Genomic DNA, 25,123 nt, shown 5'->3' on the forward strand with positions numbered 1-25,123 from the left:
CGGCCGGCGGCGGGCTGGCCCTGGCGGAGGCGGCGGCGCTGGCCCTGGAGGTGGAGCACCCGGACCTGGCCGCCGACTCGCCCCGCTTCACCGCACCCAGCCCTCGCCGCCCCACCTCGCTCCGCTTTCCCCGCTCCACGACGGGTTGACCGGGAGGTTCGCGCCGGGCGCCGACGCGAACTCCCGTTCGACGGGCCGAGGTCAGCGCCGGGCGGCGCGCCGCTCGGCGTCGGCCTTGATCCGGGCCGCGCGGTCGAGGTCAGACTGCTTCACCGCGGCGACCGAGCCGAAGGCGCTGACTGCCTGGTAGTACGTCCAGGCCAGGCTGTAGCAGGCGGGCCGGACGACGACGCTGTACGTGGCGCAGACCCGCTTCAGGTCCTCGTAGAAGGCGCTGTCCAGCCGGGACTTGTTGGCGGAGAACTGGCCCATCGCCTTGTAGTTGCGGTAGCCGAAGTCGTGCCGGTAGCAGGAGAGGCTGAAGTTGAAGCCGAGCGGATTGTCCGGACTGGACGAGCAGTAGTCGGTCGACCAGTCGAAGTTGTAGTCGGCCCAGGCGGCCTTGTTGAGCCGGCCGGCGTTCCAGGCGTTGTAGCTCGTCGCGCTGGTCTGGGTCCAGCTCGACAGGACGGAGAGCTTCTGCTGGGTGCTCACCGCAGCGGCCGCGGGTGAGGCCACGCCGAGCGCGGTGAGCAGGGCGAACGTGCCGGCGGCGAGGGCGGTGACGAAACGTCGGGACACGGGAACCTCCGCGGGGGTGGGCGACGGCAGGGGCGCCGGGGATAGCCAGTCGTCGATCAGTGTCGATCAACTGGGCGACGACCGGCGATGGCGGGGGTGATCACTTGGTGACATGCGTCCAAACAGACGAATGCCCCGGACGCCGGGCGTCCGGGGCATTCGTTCGACCGTCAGTGCACGAAGCGTGCCGGGCTGACCGGGCCCTCGTTCCAGGACCGGTCCAGCGCGCTCACGTAGTAGGTGTAGCGCGCCCCGGCCACCGCGGTGGTGTCCACCCAGGACTGGAGGTCACCCTCCGTGCCGCGCACGCTGGCGACCAGGCGGGCGGCGTCGGCGAAGCCGCACGGCTCGGCGAGGCCGGTGCCGTCGAACCGGTAGATCGCGTACGAGGTGGCGGTGCCCAGCGGGCCCTCGCCGTTGGCCGGCTGCCGCCAGCTCAGACGTACGCCGTCGTCCTGTCGCTCGGCGGCGGTGACCACCGGGGCGAGCAGCGGCTGCGACGGGAGCCGGGACATGGCCGGCACCAGTGCCGGGCGGGAGTAGTGCTCGGCCGCGTAGATGTCGGTGGCGCCGAGCCGGTTCGCCTTCACCTGCACCGCGGAGAAGTGCACGTTGCCGAGCACCTCCGGGTACGACCGGTTGAGCGTCAGGTGGTTCGACAGCTCGTTCGGGTTCATCCAGAACGACCCGTACGCGGGTTCACCGCTCTTGTAGTCGGCCTGGCCGATGTAGAGCTGGACGTTCGTGCCGCGCACCTGCTCCGCCCACCACGGCACCAGGCGGGCGTAGTCGGCGGCCGGGTACTGGCCGATGTACCAGTAGAGCTGCGGCACCACGTAGTCGATCCACTCCTCCTTGATCCACTTACGGGTGTCGGCGGAGATGATGTCGTACGACTGGCTGCCGGTGGTGTCCGAGCCGTTCGGGTCGGCCGACTTGTTGCGCCAGATGCCGAACGGGCTGACCCCGAACTTCACCCACGGCTTGACCGCCTTGATCTTGGCGTTCATCTCCTGGATCAGCAGGTTGATGTTGTCCCGCCGCCAGTCGGCCCTGTCGGTGAAGCCCCGGTTGTACTGGGCGAAGGTGGCCTCGTCCGGGTACTGGTAGGTGCCGCTCGGGTACGGGTAGAAGTAGTCGTCGAAGTGCAGGCCGTCGATGTCGTACCGGTTGACGGCGTCCATCATCGCGGTCTGGACGAACTCGCGGACCTCGGGAATGCCGGGGTTGTAGTAGAGCCGGCTGCCGGCGACCCCGGCCGGCGGGTACGCGAACACCCAGTCCGGGTGCTGCCGGGCCGGGCTGTTCGGGGCGAGCTTCGACAGGTCCGCGCCGGCGCCACCCGGGGCCGGCATGGAGACCCGGTACGGGTTCATCCAGGCGTGGAACTCGAGGTTCCGCTTGTGCGACTCCTCGACCAGGAAGGCCAGCGGGTCCCAGCCCGGGTCCTTGCCGCGCACCCCGGTCAGGTACTCCGACCACGGCTCGTACGACGACGGCCAGAACGCGTCCGCGGTCGGGCGGACCTGCACCACGACGGCGTTGTGGTGCAGTTTCTGCGCCAGGTCGAGCCAGCCCAGGTACTCCGCCTTCTGCTTGGCGACCTGGTCGGGGTCGGTCTGCGAGGCCTTGGTGGGCCAGTCGATGTTCGTCACCGAGGCGATCCACATGGCCCGGAACTGCCGCTTGGGCGTGGCCGGGTCGGTGACGCAGGTGTTCGAGGAGGTGTCGGACGTGGTTTCGGCGGCGGCCGCGGGGGTGCCGGCGACGAGCGCGCCGAGCAGCGCCACGGCCAGCCCGGCGGCTCCGAGCCGAGTTGCCTTCATGCGGTGCGGTCCCTTCGTTGGGGCTCCCGGGGCAGGGTCGGGTGGCGGCGGACGCTCGACGTATCCGGCAAGATTCGCCGCAGAACATCTGCCGCCGGTAGGAAACTTTCATCAATCCCGATGACGCGCAAGACTTCCGGGCGGATCGACGCACAGGTGGGGCCGAATGTCCGAGAGGTGAGCGCGAACACAGTTCGGTTCGTGACCCTTCCGACACGGGCCGTACGGGATTCAGGGCCGGAGGGCGCGTTCGACCTCATGGGGTTCGGCCGCGATGTCCCCGGTCCCGGCTAGGGGCGCGGCTCGGGTCCGGCGGTCGGGCCCTTGACGACCGGCTTGCCGTCCGTCCAGACGACCTCGTCGAGCCAGACCTGCCGGCCCGGGTCGGTGCTGCCCTCCTGCCCCGGCGACCAGGCGTGGTAGAGCAGCCAGGTACGCCCGCCCTGCTCCACCATCGAGGCGTGCCCGGGGCCGGAGGCCACCTCGTTGGCCCTCAGGATTGGGTTCTCCGCGGCCTTCACGCACGGCCCGGTCGGGCTCTCGCAGATCGCGTAACCCTCGGCGTACGTGGCCTTGTCGTAGGCGTTGCCGGCGAAGAAGAGATACAACGTCCCGTCGTGCCGGTGGAAGAACGGCCCCTCGACCAGGCTGCCCTCCCAGGGCTCGGTCTGCTTCAACAGCTTCACCGGCGTACCGGTCAGCCGGAGTCCGTCCGGGGAGAGGCGCTGCGACCAGAGCCAGGTGTCCACCCCGATCGCGTTGCCGTCGTTCTTCCAGAGCAGCCAGAGGCTCCCGTCCGTGTCCCGGTACGGGCTGGCGTCGATCGACCCGCCCAGCTCCGCCTGGCAGATCAGCGGCCCGGCCGAGTCGTCCCGGTAGGGCCCCGATGGCGCGGTCGCCACGGCCCGACCTACGCACTGCCGTCCCGAGGCCCGGTCGGCGACGGTGTAGTAGAGGATGAACCGGTCCGGTGCCAGCTGGATCGCTTCCGGGGCCCAGGTCCTGCCGGAGTCGGCCCAGTCGGGCAGTTCCGGCAGGGCGTCCCCGGCCGGCTTCCAGTCGACCAGGTCAGGAGAGGCGAGCACGGGGACGTTGCGGCCGCCGGAGTTGGTGTGGAAGAGGTACCAGGTCTCGTCGACCCGGATCGCCTGCGGGTCGGGGGCGTCGGCCCGGACCACGGGGTTGGTGAACACGTGGGGGTCCTCCGGCGTACTCGAAGGGGAGTTGGTCTCCTGGCTGCCGCAGCCGGTGACGAGCAGTGCGGCGACGATGCTCGCCGCCGCGCCGGCTCGCCACGATCCGCCCCCGATCATCCCTTGAGGCCGCTGCGGGAGACGCCCTGGATGACGTGCCGCTGGGCGAGCACGAAGAGGATCAGCACCGGGACGCTGGCCAGCACCGCGCCGGCCATGATGACCGGGTAGTCGGTCACGTACGCCCCTTGGAGCAGGCCGAGGCCGGCCGGCAGGGTGAGCCGTTCGGGGCTGAACAGCACGAAGACCGGCCAGAGGAAGTCGTTCCAGTTGGTCAGGAACGACAGCACCGCCAGGGTGGCCAGCGCCGGCCTCGCCAGCGGCAGCAGCACCCGGGTGAACACCTCCCAGTGGTTCGCCCCGTCCAGCACCGCCGCCTCCTCCAGCTCACGCGGTATGGAGAGGAAGAACTGGCGCAGGAAGAACACCCCGAACGCGCTCGCCGCGCCGGGGACGATGACCACGGTCAGGGTGTCGATCCAGTTCAGTCGCTCGGCGATCACGAAGTTCGGGATGATCAGCGAGGTGGGCGGGAGGAAGAGCGTCCCGACGATCAGCGCGAAGCTCAGTTTCCGGCCCCGGAACCGCAGCCGCGCCAGGGCGTACGCGGCCATCGACGCGGTGGCCAGCACCAGCAGCGTGTGCAGGCTGGCGGCCAGCATGCTGTTGACGAACCAGCGCAGCACGGGGTTGGCGGTGTTGTTGACGATCTGGTCGTAGCCGTAGGCGGAGAACGGATTCGGCAGCCAGCTGGGCGGGTCCTGCTGCGCGTCGTCGTACGTCTTCAGCGAGGTGAGGAGCATCCACACCAGCGGGGTCACGAACACCGCGGTGATCAGGATCAGCACCGCGTAGCGCGCCACCCGGCGCACACTCGTCATGGTCGCCCTCTCAGTCTTCCCGGTACCGGAACAGCCGGAAGTTGACGATGCTGACCACCGCCAGCATCAGCGCGAAGAGCACGCTCATCGCGGCCGCTCGGCCCGCGTCGTAGTCGCGCAGCCCCTCGTCGACGATCCGCCAGACCACCGTCCGGGTCTGCTCGCCCGGCGCGCCCTGGGTGATCAGGAACGACTGCCCGAAGACGTTCGCCGAGGCGAGGATGGTCGTGGTGAGCACGAAGAGCAGCACCGGCCGCAGCCCGGGCAGGGTGACGTGCCGGAAGCGGTCCCAGCCGTTGGCGCCGTCCACCCGGGCCGCCTCGTACAGCTCCGCGGGGATGTCCTGGAGCCCGGCCAGGTAGATCACCGCGTTGAAGCCGCAGGTCCACCACACGGTCACGCCGACCAGCGACACCCACACCCAGGGCACGTCGGTGACCCACGGCGTGTCGGACGGCAGGCCGACCATCCCGAGCAGCCGGTTGACCAGGCCGAGGTTGGCGTCCAGCAGGAAGCGCCAGAGCAGGCCGATCACCGCGACGCCGAGGACGTACGGGGCGAAGAAGGCCGCCCGGAAGAAGGTCCGTCCGGGGAATGCCCGGTTGAGCAGCAGTGCCAGCCCGAGCGGGACGACCACCAGCAGCGGCACGGAGAGCACGGTGAAGATCGCCGTCGCCCGTACGCTGGACCACCAGTCCGCGTAGATCGCCGAGTCGCTGGAGAAGAGGTCGCCGTAGTTGCCGAGACCGACGAAGGGGCGGTTCGGGAGTTGGAGGTCCCACTGGTGCAGGCTGATCCAGACTCCGAACAGGATCGGCGCCAGGCCGAAGACCAGGAACAGCACCAGGTACGGCGCGAGGAAGAGGTAGGGGGTCGCCCGGTGCCCCCGTTCGGTGGGGCCACGCCGGCGGCGGGTACGCCCCGCCGGGGGCGGCGCGTCGGCACGCGCCGCCCCCGCCTCGATCACGTCCGCCACGGCGGATCAGCTCCCGTACTTCTTGCGGTTGTCCTCGAGCTGCTTGTTCGCCTTGGCCACCCCGTCGTCCAGCGCCTGCTTCGGCGACTTCTTGCCCAGCGCCGCCTCGTTGAACGAGTTGTAAAAGGTGGTCATGACCTCGCCCAGGCCGGGGGCGGCCGGTGGGAAGGCGGCGTACTCCAGTTCGGGCGCGAGCGCGTTGACCTCGGTGAGGGCCTTGAAGTCGGCGCTCTCCCGCACCGCCTTGCGGGCCGGCACCTGGCCCCCCTTGGCCCAGTCGATGGAGTGCTGGCTGAGCCAGTTGATGAACACCTTGGCCGCGGAGACCTTGTTGGCGTCGGCGCTGCGCTGCTTGACGATGGTGAAGTTGTGCGAGTTCGCCCAGGCGGCCGGCTGGCTGCCGATCTTCGGCAGCGGCGCCACCCCCCACTGCATGCCGGGGCTCTTCTTCAGGTCGTTGATCTGCCAGATGCCGTTCCAGTTGAACGCGTTCCTGCCGCTCTTCAGCGCCAGGTAGTCGGCGTCCTGGCCGACGTTCCTCGGCGAGTGGCCCTGCTTGATCATGTCGACCAGCCAGGTGCACGCCTCGACGGCCGGGTCCGAGTTGAAGGTCGCCTTCGCCACGTCGGCGTCGAAGAGCGTCCCGCCCCACTGGTGCAGCACGCTGTAGAAGGTCATGCCGCCGGTGAACTGGAACGGGCTCACCCAGAAGCCCTGCACGCCGGACTTCTTCAGCTCGGTCAGCGCCGCCTCGTACTCCTCCCGGGTGGTCGGCGGCTTGTTCGGGTCGAGGCCCGCCTTCTGCATGAGGGCCTTGTTGTAGTAGAAGCCCAGCGGGTGCATGTCCAGCGGGATGCCGTACCGCTTGTCGTGGTAGAGGCCGCCCTTCCAGACGGTCGGGGCGAAGTCCCCCTCGCTGAGCTCCAGCGCCTTGGCCACGTCGTCCAGCTCGGTGATGACGCCGCGGGCGGCGAAGGTGGCGAGCTGGTCCATGTGCATGACCGCGATGTCCGGCCCGTTGCCGCTGGAGACCGCGCCGGGGAGCTTGCTGTAGTAGTCGTCCCACTGGTAGGTGATCACGCCCACAGCGATGTTCTGGTGCTCGGCGTTGAACTGCTCGACGAGTTTCTTGAAGATGTCGCCGTCGCCGCCGGTGAAGCCGTTCCACAGCTTCAGGTCGACCTTGGGGCCGGTGTAGTCCTTGCCGCCGTTGCCGGCGGTGGTCGACTTGGTGGCGCTGCCGCCGCCGCAGCCGGCCAGGGCCAGGGTGGCCGCCGAGCCGAGCCCGACACCGAGGCCGAGCAGGCGACGGCGGCTCATCTCGTGCTGGATCATGTGTGCTCCTTGGGGGACGGGATGCGGTGTTGCCTGGTCACGGCTGGGTCGCGAAGCGCAGCAGGTTCCAGGAGCAGGCGGGCAGCGCCACGGTGCAGCGGCCGCCCTCGACGGTGGGGGTGCTGATCTGCCGGGGCGTCACCCGCTCGGGCTCGGCCTCGGTGTTCGTCGCCGCCGGCTCGGCGCCGGCGGCGAGGGTCGTGTGGGAATGACCGGAGAGTCGCGGCAGGCCGCGGAGGTCGAGGTCCAACGCGAGGTCCGCGTCGCCCCGGTTCACCGCGAAGACGGCCAGCTCGCCGGTCTCCTCGTCGCGTACCGCGACGGTGTCCAGGACCGGCACCTCGCCGTACCGCCTCGTCTCGTAGGTGGGAGAGACCGGCTCGGTCCGCAGCACCGTGCCGCGGGCGTACCGGGCGGTGAGGGAGAACGGGTGGAAGATGGTCTGCCGCCAGGCCGGCCCGCCGGTACGGGTGCGGATCGGGGCGATCACGTTGGCGAGTTGCGCCTGGCAGGCCACCCCGACCCGGTCCGCGTGCCGGAGCAGGGTGATGAGCAGATCGCCGACCACCACCGCGTCGACCGCGGTGAAGTCGTCCTCGATCAGCGCGGGCGCCTCGACCCAGCCGCGCCGGTCCAGGTCGGCCTGGAGGCGGGACTCGTACCAGACGTTCCACTCGTCGAAGGAGATCTTGAGGCGGCGCTTCTGTCGCTGCTTGGCGGCCACGTGGTCGGCGGTGGCCACCACGTCCCGGATGAAGTCGTCCAGGTCCACCGCGGAGGCCAGGATGCTGGCCCGGTCGCCGTCGGACGGGTCGTAGTAGGTGTGGGCGGAGATGTAGTCGACGTGCTCGTAGGTGTGCTCCAGGACGGTCGCCTCCCAGGCGGCGAAGGTCGGCATCCGCCGGTTGGAGCTGCCGCAGGCGACCAGGCTGATCGAGGGGTCGATCATCTTCATGGCCCGCGCCGTCTCGGCGGCGAGCCGGCCGTACTCGTCGGCGGTCTTGTGCCCCACCTGCCACGGGCCGTCCAGCTCGTTGCCGAGGCACCAGAGCCGCACCCCGTACGGCTCCTCGGCGCCGTGTTTGCGGCGCAGGTCGGACAGCTGCGTGCCGCCCGGGTGGTTGGCGTACTCGAGCACGTCGCAGGCATCCTGCACGCCCCGGGTGCCGAGGTTCACCGCCATCATCGGTTCGACGCCCGCCTCGGCCGCCCAGCTCATGAACTCGTTCAGCCCGAACGCGTTGGTCTCGATGGTCTTCCAGGCCAGGTCGAGCCGGCGCGGCCGGTCACCGGCCGGGCCGACGCCGTCCTCCCAGCGATAGCCGGAGACGAAGTTGCCGCCGGGGTAGCGAACCACCGAGACGCCCAGCTCGCGGGTCAGGTCCAGAACATCCCGGCGGAAGCCGCGCGGGTCGGCGCTGGGATGCCCGGGCTCGTACACCCCGCCGTAGACGCAGCGCCCCATGTGCTCCACGAAGGAGCCGAAGAGGCGGCGGTCGGCCGCTCCGACGATGAAGGCCGGGTCGATCGTCAGCTGTGCGTTCCGCACGGGGGCTGCCACCTTTCCTACCGGGCTGAGGTGACCTCGGTCACCCCCTACAACGTGTTTCTACAACGTTGTATCTAACGTTGTAAAGAACCGGCGACGCGGTACAGTGCCGGCAGCGCCGACAGGGGAGGAAGGGTGCGCCACAGGCTCAAGGACGTCGCGGAACGGGCCGGCGTGTCGGTGAAGACCGTCTCCAACGTGGTCAACGGTTACCTGCACGTCCGGCCGGACACCCGGGCCCGGGTCGAGCAGGCCATCGCCGAGCTGAACTACCGGCCGAACCTGTCCGCGCGGAACCTGCGCAAGGGCCGCACCGGGGTGATCGCCCTGGCTCTGCCCGAGCTGGACATCCCGTACTTCGCCGAGCTGGCTCGGCACGTGGTCACCGCTGCGGCCGAGCACGGGTGGACGGTGCTGATCGACCAGACCGGCGGCGGCCCGGAGCAGGAACGGAAGGCGGCCAGCGGGATCGGTGACCACATGATCGACGGCCTGATCTTCAGCCCGCTCGCGCTCACCGCCGACGACCTCGCCGGCCTGGACGGGATGCCCATGGTGCTGCTGGGCGAGCGGGTCGACCACGGCCGGGCCGACCACGTCATGATCGACAACGTGGCCGCCGCCCGCCAGATCACCGCCCACCTCGCCGGGCTGGGGCGGCGCCGGATCGCCGCGATCGGCTCCCAGCGCACCCCCGAGGGGGCCAGCGCCCGGCTCCGCCTGGCCGGCTACGCCGCGGCGCTGGCCGAGGCCGACATCAGCTACGACGAGCGCCTGGTGGCACCCGCACCGGCCTGGCACCGCGCGGACGGCGCGGCGGCGATGCGGCACCTGCTCTCCGGCGGGGTACGTCCGGACGCCGTCTTCTGCTTCAACGACACCCTCGCCCTCGGTGCCCTGCGCGCGCTGCACGAGGCGGGCCTGCGCGTGCCGGAGGACGTGGCGGTGGCCGGATTCGACGACATCGAGGACGGCCGCTTCTCCATTCCCACGCTGAGCACCGTCGCCCCCGACAAGGAGCGGATCGCCCGGCTCGCGGTCGACCTGCTCGCCGGCCGTCTGGACGGGGACCGGGACGCGCCGCCGAGGGAGCTTGTGGCTCCCCACCAACTGGCGCTGCGGGAGAGTGCCCCCGACCTAATCTGACCGGCCGCCGCCCGGCGACTGTCAGTCGAAGAACCGGGCGAGGTGGGCTGCGGACGGTGCCGGGGCGTCAGCGGGCAGGGGTGTCAGGTCGGCGAAGATCGAGGCGCCGTCGCAGCCCACGTGCAGCGGGTACCAGCGCGGGGTGCCCGGCGGGCGCTGGCCGCAGATGCCCTTGAACGTCTGCACGTCCAGCAGCCGTACGTGGGTCGGGTCGGCCACCGCGTTCACGTGCCGCCACCAGGGGCTCATCACGTGCAGCACGCCGCCCGGCCGCAGCGCCCGGTGGCACTCGTCGAGCAGCGGCAGGAAGTCGATCAGGTGCTCCAGGATGTGCACCGCGAAGAACACGTCGACCGAGTCGTCGGCGAGGGGCAACGAGCCGGACAGGTCGGCGACCGCGTCCACCCCGGCCGCCGGGTAGATGTCCAGCCCCAGGTTGCCCGGCCACTGCTTGGTCGCCCCGCACCCCAGGTCCACCACCACCGGCGTACGGCCCGCGACGGCCACCCGGCACCACACGCCGAGCACCCCGGCGAGGCGGCCCACCAGGTCCCGGACCAGACGTAGCTCGGCCGGGTCGGCGACCTCGCCGCTCAGGTGCCCCACGCCCCGGTCGAAGCGCACCTCGACGGCGAGTCCGCGCAGCCGGTCGTCGTGCGCGGCCAGATCCGCCCACGCCTCGGCGAGGAACCCGTCGACCCGGGTCAGCCGCTCGGCCGAGGGTGCGGATTGCGCCATCGCCACCATGCGCCACCTCCGGGCGGCGCGATACCCACATCCTCGCCCGATATGCCTGGAACTGGGGTGACATCCTGGGGCGGCGCGGGTGGCGGTTCAGCTGGTGAGCGGGCGGCGGCCGGCGCCGCGTATCCGCTGACGCGGCTGGGGTGCGGCCGGCTTGGGCCGTTTGAGGTGGTAACGGTGCAGCTCGTTGTTGCCGGGCAGGGACGGGTCCTCGCTCATCGCGACCAGTTCCCAGCCCTGGTCACCGGCCCGGTTCAGGTGGGCCAGCGCGGTGTCGCCGTACGGCGTGACGTCGGTCATCGAGCCGTCCGGGCCGTACCAGATGAAGAGGACCTCCCACCCGATGTCGGTGGCGGCGGCCTGGCGACGGCGGACCAGCAGCGCGTACTCCCACTTGAGCATGGGGTCATTCTCACCCCGCGCGACCGGGCCGGCACGGATCAATCCTCGGCGATCCGTCCGGCCGCCACCCGGAGCCGCCGGTTGACGCTCACCGCGTCCAGCATCCGCCGGTCGTGGGTCACCAGCAGCAGCGTCCCCGGGTACGTGGCCAGGGCTGACTCCAACTGCTCGATCGCCGGCAGGTCCAGGTGGTTGGTCGGCTCGTCCAGCACCAGCAGGTTCACCCCGCGCCCCTGCAGCAGCGCCAGCGCGGCCCGGGTCCGCTCGCCGGGGGAGAGGGTCGCCGCCGGCCGCAGCACGTGGTCGGCGCGCAGCCCGAACTTGGCCAGCAGCGTCCGCACGTCGGCCGGGGTCAGCTCGGGTACGGCCGCGCCGAAGGCGTCCACCAGGGGCTGGTCGCCGAGGAACAACCCGCGGGCCTGGTCGACCTCGCCCACCACCACGCCGGGGCCGAGCGCCGCGTACCCCTCGTCGAGCGGCAGCCGGCCCAGCAGGGCCGCGAGCAGGGTGCTCTTGCCGGAGCCGTTCGCCCCGGTGATCGCCACCCGGTCGGCCCAGTTGATCTGCAGGTCCACCGGGCCGAGGGTGAAGTCGCCCCGGCGTACGACGGCACCGCGGAGCGAGGCCACGACGGCGCCGGCGCGGGGCGCGGCGGCGATCTCCATCCGCAGTTCCCACTCCTTGCGCGGCTCCTCGACCGCATCCAGCCGCTCGATCAGCCGCGCCGTCTGCTTGGCTTTGGCCGCCTGCTTCTCGGTGGACTCGGTGCGGAACTTGCGGCCGATCTTGTCGTTGTCGGTGGCCTTGCGCCGGGCGTTCTTCACGCCCTTCTCCATCCAGGCCCGTTGCATCCGGGCCCGGGCCTCCAGCTCGGCCCGGGTGTCGGCGTACTCCTCGTACTCCTCCCGAGCGTGCCGGCGGGCGACCTCCCGCTCCTCCAGGTACCCCGTGTAGCCGCCGCCGTAGTGCCGGACCTGCCGCTGGTGCAGGTCCAGCTCCAGCACCCGGGTCACGGTCCGGGTCAGGAACTCGCGGTCGTGGCTGACCAGCACCGTGCCGGCCCGCAGCCCGGTGACGAACCGTTCCAGCCGGTCCAGTCCGGCCAGGTCCAGGTCGTTGGTGGGCTCGTCGAGCAGGAAGACGTCGTAGCGGCTGAGCAGCAGCGAGGCCAGCCCGGCCCGGGCCGCCTGGCCGCCGGAGAGAGCGGTCATCAGGTGGTCCAGGTCGACGCTCAGCCCCAGCTCCGCGGCGACCTGCTCGGCGCGTTCGTCGAGGTCCGCGCCGCCCAGGTCGAGCCAGCGCTCCAGCGCCCCGGCGTACGCGTCGTCGGCGCCGTCGGTCCCGGCGGTGAGCGCCTCGGTGGCGGCGTCCAGCGCGGCCTGCGCGGCGGCCACCCCGGTCCGCCGGGCCAGGAAGTCGCGGACCGTCTCGCCCGGCCGGCGCTCCGGTTCCTGCGGCAGGTAGCCGACCGTGGCGGTGGGCGGGTTCAACGACACCGCGCCCTGCTCCCGGGGTTGGAGTCCGGCGAGGGTACGCAGCAGCGTGGACTTGCCGGCACCGTTCACCCCCACCAGCCCGATCACGTCGCCGGGGGCGACGACCAGGTCGAGGTCGGCGAAGAGCAGGCGGTCACCGTGGCCGGCGGTGAGGTCTTTGGCGATCATCGTGGCGCTCATGAGGAGAACGAGCCTACCGAGGCGACGACCGGTGGCCGATCGGATCGACCGGTCCGCGCGGCGGGACGGAGGTGAGGGAGACTCACTCCCGTGGTGACCACTCTGGCGATCGACTGCGGCGGCGGCGGGATCAAGGCCTCCGTGCTGGATGCCGCGGGGACCATGCGGGCCAAGCCGCTGCGCGTCCCCACGCCGTACCCGCTGCCGCCCGCGGTCTTCGTCAAGACGCTGCTGGAGTTGGGCGGCCGGCTGCCGGCGGCGGACCGGCTCACCGTGGGGATGCCCGGCATGATCCGGCACGGCGTGGTGGTGGCCACCCCGCACTACGTGACCCGGTCCGGCCCGCGTAGCAAGGTCGACCCGGCGTTGCTCGTCGAGTGGTCCGGGTACGACGTGCGCAGCGCCCTCGCGGAGGCGTTCGGCATCCCGGCGCTGGTGCTCAACGACGCCGAGGTGCACGGCGCGGGGGTGGTCGCCGGGACCGGCTGCGAACTCGTGCTGACCCTCGGCACCGGGCTGGGCAGCGCGCTCTTCGACGGCGGGGTGCTCGCGCCGCACCTGGAGCTGTCCCACGCCCCGGTCCGCTGGAACACCACCTACGACACGTACGTCGGCGAGCCGGAACGCCGGCGCCTGGGCGACGCCTTCTGGTCGCGGCGGATCCGGCAGGTGGTGGACGGGCTGCGCCCGGTGTTCCGCTGGGACCGGCTGTACCTCGGCGGCGGCAACTCCCGGCTGATCCGGCCGGAACAACTGGCCCGGATGGGCGACGACGTCGTAGTCGTGCCGAACACGGCCGGAATCGTGGGCGGTGTCCGGGCCTGGGAGCTCGTCGGCGACCGGTACGACCCGACCGCGTGAACGCGATTTCCACCCCAGGAACACTCGCGGTACGCCTGGTGTTGTGTCAGCGTCGGACAAAGGGCGGCGCGACACGAGGGGGTGGGTCGAGTGGATCTTCTGGCGGAGTACCGGCGGGCGACCATGTTCTTCGAAGCGGGTGACCCGTTCGGAGCGGCCCGGCTGCTCGAGCCGATCGTCGAGGCGGAGCCCGGCAACTCCTCGGTACGGCAGCTGCTGGCCCGCGCGTACTTCCAGTCGGCCCAGCTCAACCGGGCCGAGGAGCAGCTGCGCGAGCTGGTCGACCGGGACCCGAGCGACCATTACGCGCACCACGTGCTGGGCCGCACCCTGGAGCGGCTGAACCGGCCCGCCGACGCGCTGCGGCACCTGCGCATCGCGGCGGCCATGTACTCGACCAACGCCGACTACACCGCGGCGCTGCGCCGGGTGGAGAGCAAGCTCAGCGGCACCCGTTGAGCATCGTGACGACGGGCAGCCCGGGCGGGCTGCCTTTCGTCGTACCTAGGATGGCCTGGTGAAGCTCAAGCTCGATCTCCACGACATCTACAACAGGGGCTACGAGATCGACCGCGCCCTGCGCGACATCATGGACGAGGCGGTGGCGAAGAAGGCCACCCTGGTGGAGATCATCCCCGGCAAGGGCTCCGGCCAGCTCAAGAAGAAGGTGCTGCGGTTCCTCGACCAGAAGGACGTGAAGCAGCTCTACCACCGGGTCGAGAAGGACTCGAAGAACTTCGGCCGGCTGTTCGTGCACTTCCGCTGGAAGTAGGAACCGCCTTCGATTTCCGCCCCGGCCGCGGGCGCCGACGCGAAAATCCCTCGTATGAGGAGACTGTCGTCTGGCCTGCTGCTGTCGGTCGTACTCGTGGCCGGCTGCAGCGGCCCGCTCACCCGTGGGGACACCAAGCGGCCGGGGCGAGCCGCGACCGCCAGCCAGTCGCCTGCGCCGAAGTCCCAGCTCACCATCGTCGCCGCCGGTGACCTCCTGGTGCATCCCGAGTTGACGGCCCAGGCCGCGACCGACGCCCGCGCCGCGGGACGCGATGGCCACGACTTCACCCAGGTCCTGGCCGCGGTACGGCCGGTGGTGAGCCGGGCCGACCTGGCGATCTGCCACCTGGAGACCCCACTGGCGGAGCCGTCCGGCCCGTTCACCGGTTACCCGATCTTCAGCGTGCCCCCGGAGCTGGCCGATGCCGCGGCATGGGCTGGCTTCGACACCTGCTCGACAGCGTCCAACCACTCCCTCGACACAGGTGTACCGGGTATCCGCCGCACGCTGGACAAGCTGGACCAGGTCGGACTACGCCACGCCGGGACCGCGCGCAGCGCGCCGGAGGCGGCGCGGCCCAACATTCTCGACGTGGCCGGGGTGAAGGTGGCCCAGTTGTCCTACACCTTCGGTTTCAACGGCATCCCTCGGCCCGCCGGCCAGGACTGGGTCGCGAACCTCGCCGACCGCAACGCCATCCTGGCCGAGGCACGGCGGGCCCGCGACCTGGGTGCGGAGATCGTCATCCTGTCGATGCACTGGGGCACGGAATACCAGAACAAACCGAACGACGACCAGCTCCAGCTCGCCCGGGATCTCCTCGCCTTCCCCGACATCGACCTCATCGTGGGCCACCACGTACACGTGGTACAGCCGTTCGAGAAGATCGGCACGAAATGGGTGGCGTACGGGCTCGGCAACCTGACCACGTACGGCTCCGAGGAGAGCACCCAGCAGGCGGTGGTGCCGGAGTTCACCTTCACCCGCAAGGCGGCCGGCCGATGGGAGGTGAGCGGCGTCGAGGTGCACGCCATGTGGATGCAGTACCAGCCGGCGGCCCGGGTGGTCGACCTGGCCAGCGCGGTGAACGACGTCCGAGCGCCGGAGGATCGCCGGGCCGACCTGGCCCGCGTCCAGGAGCAGATCACCCAGTACGTCGACATGCGGGGTGCCCGGTCCGCCGGGCTACGAATGCGGCGTTGACCGTCATCGGCGGCATGCGGGTTGGTATGCCTGTGGGGTGTCGGAGCGAGGGAACGACGAGCAGCCCGCGGCCGGCGGCGACGGGCCGACGGAGGACGGCGGCACGGCGTCCGGGACGCCGCTGACCGGTCCTTCCCGGGGCACCGGGAAGACGGCGGGGCTGGCGTTGCTGATGGGCGCGCTGGGCGTGGTGTACGGCGACATCGGCACCAGCCCGCTGTACGCGCTGAAGACGGTCTTCTCCCTCGACCGCAACCTGGTGCCGGACGCGCCCGACGTCTTCGGCGTGATCTCGCTCGTGTTCTGGTCGATCACCCTGATCGTGTCGATCAAATACGTGATCTTCATCCTGCGGGCCGACAACGACGGCGAGGGCGGGGTGATGGCCCTGGCCGCCCTCGCCCGGCGGGCGCTGGGAGGTGCGAACGGGCGGCGGTCGGCTGCCGTGCTGACGCTCGGGGCGCTGGGCGCGGCCCTGTTCTACGGCGACAGCGTGATCACCCCGGCGATCTCGGTGCTGTCGGCGGTGGAAGGGCTGGAGGTCACCTCGCCGGGTTTGGCGGTGGTCGTCCTGCCGGTGGCCGCGGCGATCCTCACCCTGCTGTTCGCCGGGCAGCGATGGGGGACCGGACGGGTCGGGGCCGTGTTCGGGCCGATCATGCTGCTCTGGTTCGCCTGCCTGGGCGTGGCCGGCGTGGCCGAGGTGTCCCGCGATCCGGGCATCCTGGCCGGGCTGTCGCCCACGTACGCGGTCCTGTTCGTCGTGGCCCATCCGGTCATCGCGTTCGTGGCGATGGGGGCCGTGGTGCTGGCGATCACCGGCGCCGAGGCGCTCTACGCCGACATGGGCCACTTCGGCCGTACCCCGATCCGCCGGGCCTGGTTCGCGATCGTCTTTCCCGCCCTGACCCTCAACTACCTCGGTCAGGGGGCGTTGATCCTCCGGGCGCCGGACAGCCGGGCCAATCCGTTCTTCCTGCTGTTCCCGGAATGGGCGCGGCTGCCGATGGTCGTCCTGGCCACCGTGGCCACCGTGATCGCGTCCCAGGCGGTGATCTCCGGCGCGTTCTCGGTGTCCCGGGAGGCCATGCGGCTCGGCTTTCTGCCGCATCTGCGCATCCGGCATACCTCCCGCCGCGAGTACGGGCAGATCTATGCGCCGGGGGTGAACTGGAGCCTGTTCGCCGCAGTCCTGATCGTGATCTTCGCGTTCCGCACGTCCACGCGGTTGGCCGCCGCCTACGGGGTGGCGGTCACCGGGACATTCCTGATCACCACGGCGCTGTTCCTGGTCGTCGCGCGCGGGCAGTGGCACTGGTCGACCCGGCGGGTGGCGCTGTTCGGGGTCGTCGCCGGCAGCATCGAACTGATCTTCTTCACCGCGAACCTGGCCAAGGTCAGCCATGGCGGCTGGCTGACCCTGCTCATCGCGATCATCGTGTTCACGGTCCTGGTGACCTGGCGGCGGGGCGCCGAACTGGTCACCCCGAGACGCCTCGAACGGGAAGGTCCGCTGCTTGAGTTCATCGACGACCTGCACGTCGCGAACATCGTGCGGGTGCCGGGTACCGCGGTGTTCCCCCACCCGAACAAGGAGACGACGCCGCTGGCACTGCGCGCGAACGTCGCGCACAACCACGTCCGACACGAGCAGATCGTGATCATTTCCGGCCGCACGGCGAACGTCCCGCACATTCCCTGGGACCGGCGGCTGAGCTTCGACGATCTCGGCGACCCGAACGACGGCATCGTCCATATCGCCGCCGTCTTCGGCTTCCAGGACCCCACCGACTTTCCCGAGGTGCTCCGGCGCGCCGCCGCCCATCCCCTCGGCCGGGGGATCGGCACCGCCGAGGTCTCCTACTTCGTCTCGCGGATCACGCTGCGCTGCACCCGTACCCCGGGCATGGCCACCTGGCGTAAACGCCTGTTCATCGGCCTCGCCCACAACGCCGCGAGTCAGGTCGAGTTCCTTCACCTGCCCGAGGAACGCACCGTCGTCCTCAGTGCCGAAGTTCCCGTCTGAACCCGCGGCGTCGCGAGCGGTGCGGCCTCAGCCTGCCTTGCGTACCCGGTAGGCGAGGTGGGTGACTCCGTTGCCCTGGACCACCCTGGTGGGCCCGTCCAACTGGACGGGCGCGATCTTCAGGTCGGCGAAGAGCGGGATGCCGTCGCCGAGCAGGACCGGGACGAGATCGACGTGTACCTCGTCGAGCAGGCCGGCCTGCATGACCTGTGCCGCGATGGTGCCGCCGTTGACCCCGACCTCCTTGTCGCCGGCGAGGGCCTTCGCCCGGTCGATCGCGGCCTCGATGCCGTCGGTGACGAACACGAAGGAGTCGCCCTCCCGGTCCCAGCCCTCCGGCACGCGGTGCGTGACCACGACCACCGGTACGTCCATCGGGTGTCGACCGCCCCAGCCGTTGGTCATGTCGAACAGCCGCCGGCCGACCACCAGCGCCCCGGTCCGCTCGGTCAGCTCGCGCAGGTGCTGGGCGCTCGCCGCCGAGGTGCGCATGGTCATGTCCGGGTTGGCCGTCGGCGTCTCGACGTCGCCGTTGGCGTACCACTGGAAGAGGTACTCGAACCCACCGTGCGACGCGTCCGCGATGTAGCCGTCCAACGACATGGTCGCTCCGGTCGTAACCTTCGTCATCGATCTGCTCCCTGTAATCCGGTCCTGTCCTTCACCCGGAGGTAGAAGCAGCCCCTCCCCCTCTCGACATCCGTCCCAAGATTTTTTTGCGGGGGTCAGAAGGTGTAGGTCTTGGCTACGGCGAGCATTTCGGAGCTGTGGGAGCCGACGATGCCGACGTCGGACGGGCGGGGGCGGAAGCCGGGGAGCTGGTCCAGGCCGTCGCTGCCGTCCATCGCCCGCAGCACCACCTTCGAGGTCTTGGGCCGAAGGGTCAGGGTCACCTCGACGCCTTCCGGCGGCGGGGCGTGGAACACCAGACCGAAGCCCCACCAACTCCCCGGCGGCGTGGGCTTGATCTTCAGTGGCACGCCGGCCGCGCTGGCTCTGATGACCGTCGCCGAGTCGGGTTCGACGTGCAGCGAGAGCAGGCGGACCGGGCGTTGCGGAGTCACTCGTACGCGCAACGTGCGCTCGGTGCCGGCCGTGGCGTCCGACAGCACCGTGACGGTCGGCGGGGGCAGCTGCACCGCCGGGGCGTCACCGATCCTGATCTCCTCGTCGCCGAGTGCGGGGAAGAAGTGGGAGACCGACCCCGTCTCGTTCACGTACCGGCTGGTCCACGGCTGCGGCTCGGCCTCGTGACTGATCCACATCGCCTTCCCGGTGTCCGCGTCGAGGCCGTACATCAGGTGGGTCGGCACGGGATGGGTGGCGTCGAAGCGGTCGACGGCCAGGCCGACTCCGGCGAGCACCACGGCGGCGAGCGCGGCGGCGCTGGCCGGCACCGCGCCCAGCCGGCGGGCCCGGAGCGCGATCAGGCCCCGCTGGCCGCCGGCCTGCGGGTGCAGCAGGTCGACCACGGGCAGCGCGGCCAGCCCGAGGAGCACCGCGAAGAGCGCGGCGACCCCGCCCATCGCCATGCCGAGCGCCGGGAAGAGCAGCACCACGGTGGGCAGCAGGATGATCACGGCGACCGCGCCGGCCAGGGTCACCGCGACCACCGGCCATGGGCCGTCCAACCGGGTGGCCAGCGCCGCCAGCCCGGCGAGCGCGCCGGCCAGGGCGGGCAGGGTGGCCAGGTACGCCCCGCCCGGCACCAGCCCGCCGAGCAGCACCCCGAGCAGGGCCAGCCAGGCCAGCCCGCCGAACGCCAGCGCGGCCGGGCCGACCCGGCGGCGGGTCAGCGCGTACCAGGTGAACAGGACCGCGGCGGCGAGCGCCACCACGGCGAGCCGGTACCAGACCGGCCGGTACGGGTCGAGCAGTTCGGCGTACCCGGGGCGGATCGTGGTGATCGCGGCCCAGAGCAGCCACGCGCCCAGCGGGGCGACCACGATCGGCACCAGGGCCAGCCCGACGCCCGCGGCGAGCTTCCCGACGGTGGCCCGGCCGCGCCGGCGCAGCAGCCAGCCGAGCGCCCCGACGGCGACCAGGGCGAGCAGGGCCAGCGGCAGGGTGAGCCAGCCGGGGTAGCGGACCAGGCCGCCCGGCACCGGGAAGTAGGTGGCGTCGTGGGTCGAACGCAGGTCGCGCAGGTCGGTCCGGCCGAACTCGCGGGCCAGCCCGAGCGCGTTGTCCCCGTGCATCTGCAGGCTGCCCCGGTCCATCGTGGCCGGCGTGTCCAGCGGGGTGTGGTAGACCGCACCCCCGTCGATGTACGCCGAGTTCAGACCGACGAAGCCGTGGTCGAGGAACGCGGTGAAGTCGGTGTCGTTGGGCAGCGCCCGGTAGATCTCCACCGCGAACGAGGTGCCCACCGGGTGCGGGGCGGCGCGGCCGAAGACGTCGACCAGCTTCGCGTTGTTGCGGGACGTCTCGAACATGATCACCGGGCCGGTGGAGCCGCGTGCCTCCAGGTTGAGCACCACCCCGCCGTCCCGGGCCAGCGGGTGGTCGGCGGCGAAGCCGGAGGCGCCGCAGAGGCACGCCTCCTCCGCGTCGGTGAGCACGAAGACCACGTCGTTGCGGGGGCGCGGGCCGGCGGTCAGCGCCCGGGCCACCTCCAGGATGCTGGCGGTGCCGGCGGCGTCGTCGTTGCCGCCCGGCCCGGACTGCACCGAGTCGTAGTGGGCCACCAGGAAGACCCGCCCGGTCGAGCCGGTGCCGGGCAGCCGGGCCACCACGTTGCGTACCCGGGCGAGAGTGGCGCCGCCGGCCGCCCCGCTGAGCTGCCCGGCCTCCGGGGCGACCGTGTCCTGCACCTCGGTCTCCAGGCCGAGCCCGCGCAGCACGCCCACGAGGTGCTCGCGGACCTGGTCGTTGGCGGCGCTGCCGGCCACGTGCGGCCGCGCCGCGATGGCCTGCACGTTCCGGTACGCGCGCGCGGCGCTGAACTGGCCCGCCGGCGCGTCGGCCGGGCGTGGCGCCGGGGTGGCCAGGTCGACCAGGACGCCCGCGCCGACGGCGAGCAGCGCGGCGAGCGCGACGACCGCGGCGAGCGGTCGCCGGCGCGGCCGGGCCAGCGCCCGGTTGGCGGGGCGGGTGGGGGGTACGCCCACGGGAACTCCTCGGGGTGGGTCGGGGTGGCATCATCCTGCACCCCGGTGGCCGGCGGCGGCACTCCCCGCCGGCCGGTGCGCTCCGTGCCGGTCCCTGGTCACGACGTAACATCGGCCGTCTGCCCGGTCGCTGTCCAAACGGCCGGCGCGCTCGCCCCGCCCACCCGGACTCGGGTCGTGTTGTGTGCGACCGTTGTCTGATACAGGATCAGCAGGGCACTCGGAAGGAGTCCGACATCACCAGCGAACTCCCGCGTCTCGCGGCGGTGGCCCAACCGCAACGGGGGACCGGTGTGCCCGGTTCCTCCGTCGTACCGCAGGCCGGCTTCGCGCGTCACGCCAACCTGCCGCCGGGCGAGCGGCTGCGGGTCCTGCTGGTCGAGGACGACGAGGGCGACGCCTTCCTGGTCGGGGAGTTGCTCGCCGAGACAAACTCCATGATCGACCTGCTGGTCGCGACCAGCCTCAGCGAGGCCCGGCGGCGCGTGGTCGGGGTCGACTGCGTCCTGCTCGACCTCGGACTCCCCGACGCCCAGGGCCTGGACGGGCTGCGCCGGGTGCTGGAGATGGCCAGCGGTGCCGCGGTCTGCGTGCTCACCGGCCGTTCCGACGAGCACCTGGGCATCGTCGCGGTCGCCGAGGGCGCGCAGGACTACCTGGTCAAGGGCCAGGTCGACGGGGTGCTGCTGACCCGCGCCCTGCGCTACGCGGTGGAGCGCAAGCGGGCCGACGAGAACGGCCGCCGGCTGCGCGAGGTCGAGCTGCGCCAGGCCGAGTCCGCCCGCCTGGAGCGGGGCCTGCTGCCGCAGCCGCTGATGACCACCGACCAGGTGTCGGTGCACACCTTCTACCGCCCCGGCCGGCACGCCGCGCTCATCGGCGGCGACTTCTACGACGTGGTGCAGACCCGGCCGGACCGGATCGACCTGATCGTCGGCGACGTCTGCGGGCACGGCGTGGACGAGGCGGCGCTCGGCGTCGAACTCCGGGTGGCGTGGCGGGCCCTGATCCTGGCCGGGGTGCCGGACGACGAGGTGCTGCCCGCCCTGGAGCAGGTGCTGATGAGCGAGCGGCGGCTCCAGGAGATCTTCGCCACCGTGGCCACCACCCGCCTCGACCTGGCGGCCAACCGCGCCACGGTGCGGCTCGCCGGTCATCCCCCGCCGCTGCTGCTCAGCGGAGGTAAGGTCGCCCCGGTGCCGGCCAGGGGCGGTCTGCTGCTCGGCGTACGACCCCGTCGGCCCGTGGCCTTCGACCTGGAGTTCGACACCGATGACTGGTCCCTGCTGATGTACACCGACGGCCTCATCGAGGGTCGGGTGGGTGCCGGTGACGACCGGTTGGACGTCCCCGGGCTCACCGGCCTGCTCGCCGATCCCGCCAACCGGTCGGTGCCGCTGGCCGAGCTGCCCGCCTGGCTGGTCGGCCGGGCCGAGCAGCTCAACGGTGGTCCGCTCGCCGACGACGTGGCCATGCTGCTGCTCAGCCGGGGCGGTGGCCGGTGAAGGCGTACCAGCATGGCTGGACCCTGCGCCGCCGGGTGCTCGCGCTGCTCGGCGTGGTGCTGGTGCTGCTGCTCGGGCTGGCCGCGGCGGAGGCGACCCTCGCGGCGAAGAACCGGCAGAACATCGACGCGGTGCTGCTCAAGACCGGACCGCTGCGGGTCCAGGTGCAGGAGCTGATGAGCGCCCTGCTCGACCAGGAGACCGCGGTGCGCGGGTACGCGGTGAACGGCGACCGCAACGACCTGGCCCCGTACGCGGACGGCCGGAAGCGGGAGCACGACAGCATCGCCTCGATGCGGCAGCTCGCCGCCGACTACCCGGACGTGCTGCGGGAGCTCGACGCCGTCGAGCAGCGGGCCGAGCAGTGGCGGCACGCGGTCGCCCAGCCGGTGATCACCGCGACCGAGCGCAGCGGCCCGGCGGCCGGCCAGGCGCTGATCACCGACCAGACCCGGCAGCAGTTCGACGGCATCCGGAACGCGGTCAACAGCCTGCAGGACGAGATCCTCGTCGTCCGGCAGAAGACCGCCGACCGGGTGAACACCACCAGCAACGTGCTGGTGGCACTGCTGATCATCGCCGCCCTGGTGGTGGCGGTGGCCGGCGTGGTCACCCTGCTCTCGCTGGACCGGGCCCTGATCCGGCCGCTGGCCGCCCTGGTCGGCCAGGTGCGGGAGGTCGCCGCCGGCGACTACCGGCACCACATCGAGGGGTCCGGCCCGCCGGAGTTCCGCCGGCTCGCCGACGACATCGACCTGATGCGGCAGAAGATCGCCCGTGAGCTGGACGAGGTACGCGAGGCCCGGGAGCGGATCGAGTGGGTCAACAGCCAGCTCCAGAAGCAGGCCGAGGAGTTGACCCGGTCCAACCGTGATCTGGAGCAGTTCGCGTACGTGGCCTCGCACGACCTCCAGGAACCGCTGCGCAAGGTGGCCAGCTTCTGCCAGCTCCTCCAGCGGCGGTACGCGGGCCAGCTCGACGAGCGCGCCGACCAGTACATCGCGTTCGCCGTCGACGGCGCGCAGCGGATGCAGCGGCTGATCAACGACCTGCTGGCCTTCTCCCGGATCGGCCGCCTCACCACCGGCTTCACCGAGGTCGACCTGAACAAGGTGATGGGCGACGTGGCGGCCCAGACGGACGCCGCCCGCCAGTACGCCGACGCCGAGCTGACCTGGGACGGGCTGCCGGTCATCCGCGGCGAGGAGCCGCTGCTGACCAACCTGCTGGCCAACCTGGTCAGCAACTCGATCAAGTTCCGCCGCCCGGACGTGCCGCCCCGGGTGCACGTGTCGGCCCGGCTGGTCGGCGACGAATGGGAGATCACCTGCCAGGACAACGGCATCGGGATCGAGCCGGAGTTCGCCGACAAGATCTTCGTCATCTTCCAGCGGCTGCACTCCAAGGACGCGTACCCGGGCACCGGCATCGGCCTGGCCATCGTGAAGAAGATCGTGGAGTACCACGGCGGCCGGGTCTGGGTGGACACCGACACCGAGGAGGGCACGGCGATCCGGTTCGCCCTGCCGGCGTTCCCCGAGGAAAGTGCGGATGACACCCTTGCGGCGACGCCGGTCGGCCGGCAGCCGGACGCGGCGGGGCGCGAGGAGACGCCCGCGGAGGCGGCCGGAGACGGTACAACGGGTGGCATGAAGGAGACGGTGGGATGACCGCGCCGGCAGACGGCAAGAGTCCGATCGAGGTGCTCCTGGTCGAGGACGATCCGGGCGACGTGCTGATGACCCAGGAGGCGTTCGAGGAGCACAAGCTCCGCAACCGCCTCACGGTCGTCTCCGACGGCGCCGAGGCGCTGGCCTACCTGCGCCGCGAGGGCCAGTACGCGGACGCCATCGCGCCCGACCTGATCCTGCTCGACCTGAACCTGCCCTGCCGGGACGGCCGGGAGGTGCTGGCGGAGATCAAGAAGGACGAGCAGCTCTGCCGGATCCCGGTGGTGGTGCTCACCACCTCCGAGGCCGACGAGGACATCCTGCGCAGCTACCAGCTGCACGCCAACGCCTACGTGACCAAGCCGGTGGACTTCGAGCGCTTCATCTCGGTGGTCCGCCAGATCGACGAGTTCTTCGTCAGCGTGGTCAAGCTGCCGCCGCGTGGCTGACCGGCTGTTGGAGGACGTCGGCGCGCTGCTGCGGGAGGCTGCGGCCACGGTCGTGGTGCCGATGTTCCGGCGGCTCGACGACGCGGACATCGCCGAGAAGGCGCCCGGCGAGCTGGTCACGGTCGCCGACCGGCGCGCCGAGGAGTTCATCTCCGCCCGGCTGCGGCGGCTGCGCCCCGGGTCCGTGGTGGTCGGCGAGGAGGCGGTCGCCGAGGACCCGGAGCTGGTGCGGCACCTGCGTGGCACCGGCGACGTCTGGCTGGTCGACCCGGTCGACGGCACCTCCAACTTCGCCGCCGGCCGGCGGCCGTTCGCCCTGATGGTGGCGCTGCTGAGCGACGGCGTGCCGGCCGCCTCCTGGGTGTACGACCCGCTGGACGGGACGCTGGCCACGTGCCGCGCCGGCGCGGGCACGTGGCTGGACGACACGGCGGTGCGCACCGGAGCGCGGGCCCCGGAGGTCGGCGCGCTGCGCGGCACCGCGATGACCCGGTTCCTCCCGCCGGACGTCCGCCGCACGGTCGAGGACGGCGGCCGGCGGCTCGGTGAGCTGCTGCCGGGCCAGCACTGCGCCGGTCGGGAGTACCTGGACGTGCTCACCGGCGCACAGCAGTTCGTCCTCTTCTGGCGCACCCTGCCCTGGGACCACGCCCCCGGCACCCTGCTGGTACGCGAGGCCGGCGGGGTGGCCCGGCGGTTCGACGGCACCGACTACCACCCGGCCGACGACGGCCGGGGCCTGCTGGTCGCGGCCAGCGACGAGATCTGGCACGAGGTGCGGTCGGCGCTGCTGGACGGCTGACGCCGGCAGCCACCCACCCGCCCATGATCGTCACGCCGCCGGGACGGTACCGGCACGCTGCGTCGATGGTCGGTGTCGTACGAGGTCGAGGGCCTGGCGTGGCGCGTGCGGTCCGGTATCGTGACCGGCGGTCTCCGCCAGCAGGCCGCCGTCCGGCGCCGGCGGAGCCGCCGCCGCGCAGAGTTCGACCCGG

Annotated in this window: 21 protein-coding genes and 1 pseudogene; 10 read left to right on the top strand and 12 right to left on the bottom strand. The window is 71.6% G+C overall.

Translation table 11 applies throughout. The annotated features are described in order from the left end of the window. Nucleotides 1-201: 201 nt before the first annotated feature. The 7 genes from ONA70_RS19520 to arfA all read right to left on the bottom strand — a co-directional run bounded on the left by ONA70_RS19520 (nucleotide 202) and on the right by arfA (nucleotide 8,561). Nucleotides 202-741 (bottom strand): phospholipase, encoded by a 540-nt coding sequence (locus ONA70_RS19520; protein WP_265007889.1) that lies wholly within the window; start codon nucleotides 739-741, stop codon nucleotides 202-204. 170 nt (nucleotides 742-911) lie between these two features. Beyond that, the gene (locus tag ONA70_RS19525; protein WP_265007890.1) at nucleotides 912-2,567 is read right to left on the bottom strand and encodes a glycoside hydrolase family 10 protein; all 1,656 of its coding nucleotides are present in this window, start codon (nucleotides 2,565-2,567) and stop codon (nucleotides 912-914) included. Between the two features lie 290 nt (nucleotides 2,568-2,857). Beyond that, nucleotides 2,858-3,880: a glycoside hydrolase family 43 protein gene (locus ONA70_RS19530; RefSeq protein ID WP_265007891.1), complete on the bottom strand. Its 1,023-nt coding sequence runs from the start codon at nucleotides 3,878-3,880 to the stop codon at nucleotides 2,858-2,860. Beyond that, nucleotides 3,877-4,701 (bottom strand): carbohydrate ABC transporter permease, encoded by an 825-nt coding sequence (locus tag ONA70_RS19535; RefSeq protein ID WP_265007892.1) that lies wholly within the window; start codon nucleotides 4,699-4,701, stop codon nucleotides 3,877-3,879. The genes ONA70_RS19530 and ONA70_RS19535 overlap by 4 nt, the downstream gene beginning before the upstream one ends. 10 nt (nucleotides 4,702-4,711) lie before the next feature. Then, nucleotides 4,712-5,677 carry a carbohydrate ABC transporter permease gene (locus tag ONA70_RS19540; protein ID WP_265007893.1) on the bottom strand — a complete coding sequence of 322 codons (966 nt, stop codon included), beginning with the start codon at nucleotides 5,675-5,677 and terminating at the stop codon, nucleotides 4,712-4,714. Between the two features lie 6 nt (nucleotides 5,678-5,683). Next, the gene (locus tag ONA70_RS19545) at nucleotides 5,684-7,012 is read right to left on the bottom strand and encodes an ABC transporter substrate-binding protein (RefSeq protein ID WP_265007894.1); all 1,329 of its coding nucleotides are present in this window, start codon (nucleotides 7,010-7,012) and stop codon (nucleotides 5,684-5,686) included. Between the two features lie 37 nt (nucleotides 7,013-7,049). Further along, nucleotides 7,050-8,561, bottom strand: a complete 1,512-nt coding sequence (gene arfA / locus ONA70_RS19550; RefSeq protein WP_265007895.1) for an arabinosylfuranosidase ArfA — start codon at nucleotides 8,559-8,561, stop codon at nucleotides 7,050-7,052. Nucleotides 8,562-8,696: 135 nt separating this feature from the next. Here arfA and ONA70_RS19555 point away from each other — a divergent pair, with 135 nt between their 5' ends. Then, nucleotides 8,697-9,707, top strand: coding sequence for a LacI family DNA-binding transcriptional regulator (locus ONA70_RS19555; protein ID WP_265007896.1), 1,011 nt, complete (start codon nucleotides 8,697-8,699; stop codon nucleotides 9,705-9,707). Nucleotides 9,708-9,728: 21 nt separating this feature from the next. On the opposite strand, the gene ONA70_RS19560 is transcribed toward ONA70_RS19555, so the two are convergent. From ONA70_RS19560 to ONA70_RS19570, 3 genes and pseudogenes are all read right to left on the bottom strand, one after another. Beyond that, nucleotides 9,729-10,454, bottom strand: a complete 726-nt coding sequence (locus tag ONA70_RS19560; protein ID WP_265007897.1) for a BON domain-containing class I SAM-dependent methyltransferase — start codon at nucleotides 10,452-10,454, stop codon at nucleotides 9,729-9,731. A gap of 153 nt (nucleotides 10,455-10,607) precedes the next feature. Next, nucleotides 10,608-10,853 (bottom strand): annotated as a pseudogene (locus ONA70_RS19565) (hypothetical protein); the annotation flags it as partial. A 38-nt stretch (nucleotides 10,854-10,891) separates the two neighbouring features. Continuing rightward, on the bottom strand, nucleotides 10,892-12,529 hold the full coding sequence (locus tag ONA70_RS19570; RefSeq protein ID WP_265007899.1) for an ABC-F family ATP-binding cassette domain-containing protein: 1,638 nt from the start codon (nucleotides 12,527-12,529) through the stop codon (nucleotides 10,892-10,894). Between the two features lie 90 nt (nucleotides 12,530-12,619). On the opposite strand from ONA70_RS19570, the gene ONA70_RS19575 reads away from it, so the two are divergent. From ONA70_RS19575 to ONA70_RS19595, 5 genes are all read left to right on the top strand, one after another. Beyond that, on the top strand, nucleotides 12,620-13,390 hold the full coding sequence (locus ONA70_RS19575; protein WP_265007900.1) for an ROK family protein: 771 nt from the start codon (nucleotides 12,620-12,622) through the stop codon (nucleotides 13,388-13,390). Nucleotides 13,391-13,480: 90 nt separating this feature from the next. Continuing rightward, nucleotides 13,481-13,849 (top strand): tetratricopeptide repeat protein, encoded by a 369-nt coding sequence (locus ONA70_RS19580; RefSeq protein WP_265007901.1) that lies wholly within the window; start codon nucleotides 13,481-13,483, stop codon nucleotides 13,847-13,849. Between the two features lie 58 nt (nucleotides 13,850-13,907). Further along, complete coding sequence (locus ONA70_RS19585) at nucleotides 13,908-14,162, top strand: Smr/MutS family protein (protein ID WP_265007902.1); 255 nt, start codon at nucleotides 13,908-13,910, stop codon at nucleotides 14,160-14,162. A 54-nt stretch (nucleotides 14,163-14,216) separates the two neighbouring features. Next, nucleotides 14,217-15,368 (top strand): CapA family protein, encoded by a 1,152-nt coding sequence (locus ONA70_RS19590; protein ID WP_265007903.1) that lies wholly within the window; start codon nucleotides 14,217-14,219, stop codon nucleotides 15,366-15,368. Between the two features lie 37 nt (nucleotides 15,369-15,405). Further along, nucleotides 15,406-17,394 carry a potassium transporter Kup gene (locus ONA70_RS19595; RefSeq protein ID WP_265007904.1) on the top strand — a complete coding sequence of 663 codons (1,989 nt, stop codon included), beginning with the start codon at nucleotides 15,406-15,408 and terminating at the stop codon, nucleotides 17,392-17,394. Nucleotides 17,395-17,421: 27 nt separating this feature from the next. On the opposite strand, the gene ONA70_RS19600 is transcribed toward ONA70_RS19595, so the two are convergent. Both ONA70_RS19600 and ONA70_RS19605 read right to left on the bottom strand, forming a co-directional pair. Continuing rightward, entirely contained in the window at nucleotides 17,422-18,024 is a 603-nt protein-coding gene (locus ONA70_RS19600; protein ID WP_265007905.1) for a dihydrofolate reductase family protein, read from the bottom strand. Between the two features lie 95 nt (nucleotides 18,025-18,119). Beyond that, the gene (locus ONA70_RS19605; RefSeq protein WP_265007906.1) at nucleotides 18,120-20,504 is read right to left on the bottom strand and encodes a M28 family peptidase; all 2,385 of its coding nucleotides are present in this window, start codon (nucleotides 20,502-20,504) and stop codon (nucleotides 18,120-18,122) included. 266 nt (nucleotides 20,505-20,770) lie between these two features. Between ONA70_RS19605 and ONA70_RS19610 the strand changes: the two genes are divergently transcribed. Genes ONA70_RS19610 through ONA70_RS19625 form a run of 4 tightly spaced genes read left to right on the top strand, consistent with a single transcriptional unit; the run spans nucleotide 20,771 to nucleotide 24,930 of the window. After that, entirely contained in the window at nucleotides 20,771-22,009 is a 1,239-nt protein-coding gene (locus tag ONA70_RS19610; protein WP_406601218.1) for a PP2C family protein-serine/threonine phosphatase, read from the top strand. Beyond that, complete coding sequence (locus tag ONA70_RS19615; RefSeq protein ID WP_265007908.1) at nucleotides 22,006-23,679, top strand: sensor histidine kinase; 1,674 nt, start codon at nucleotides 22,006-22,008, stop codon at nucleotides 23,677-23,679. Before ONA70_RS19610 ends, ONA70_RS19615 begins: the two co-directional genes overlap by 4 nt. Further along, the gene (locus ONA70_RS19620) at nucleotides 23,676-24,128 is read left to right on the top strand and encodes a response regulator (protein ID WP_265007909.1); all 453 of its coding nucleotides are present in this window, start codon (nucleotides 23,676-23,678) and stop codon (nucleotides 24,126-24,128) included. The genes ONA70_RS19615 and ONA70_RS19620 overlap by 4 nt, the downstream gene beginning before the upstream one ends. Then, nucleotides 24,121-24,930, top strand: coding sequence for an inositol monophosphatase family protein (locus tag ONA70_RS19625; RefSeq protein WP_265007910.1), 810 nt, complete (start codon nucleotides 24,121-24,123; stop codon nucleotides 24,928-24,930). The genes ONA70_RS19620 and ONA70_RS19625 overlap by 8 nt, the downstream gene beginning before the upstream one ends. Nucleotides 24,931-25,123: the final 193 nt, after the last annotated feature.

Origin of the sequence: Micromonospora yasonensis, from assembly GCF_026013475.1 — a bacterium.
In the GTDB taxonomy this organism is placed as follows: Bacteria; Actinomycetota; Actinomycetes; order Mycobacteriales; family Micromonosporaceae; genus Micromonospora; species Micromonospora yasonensis.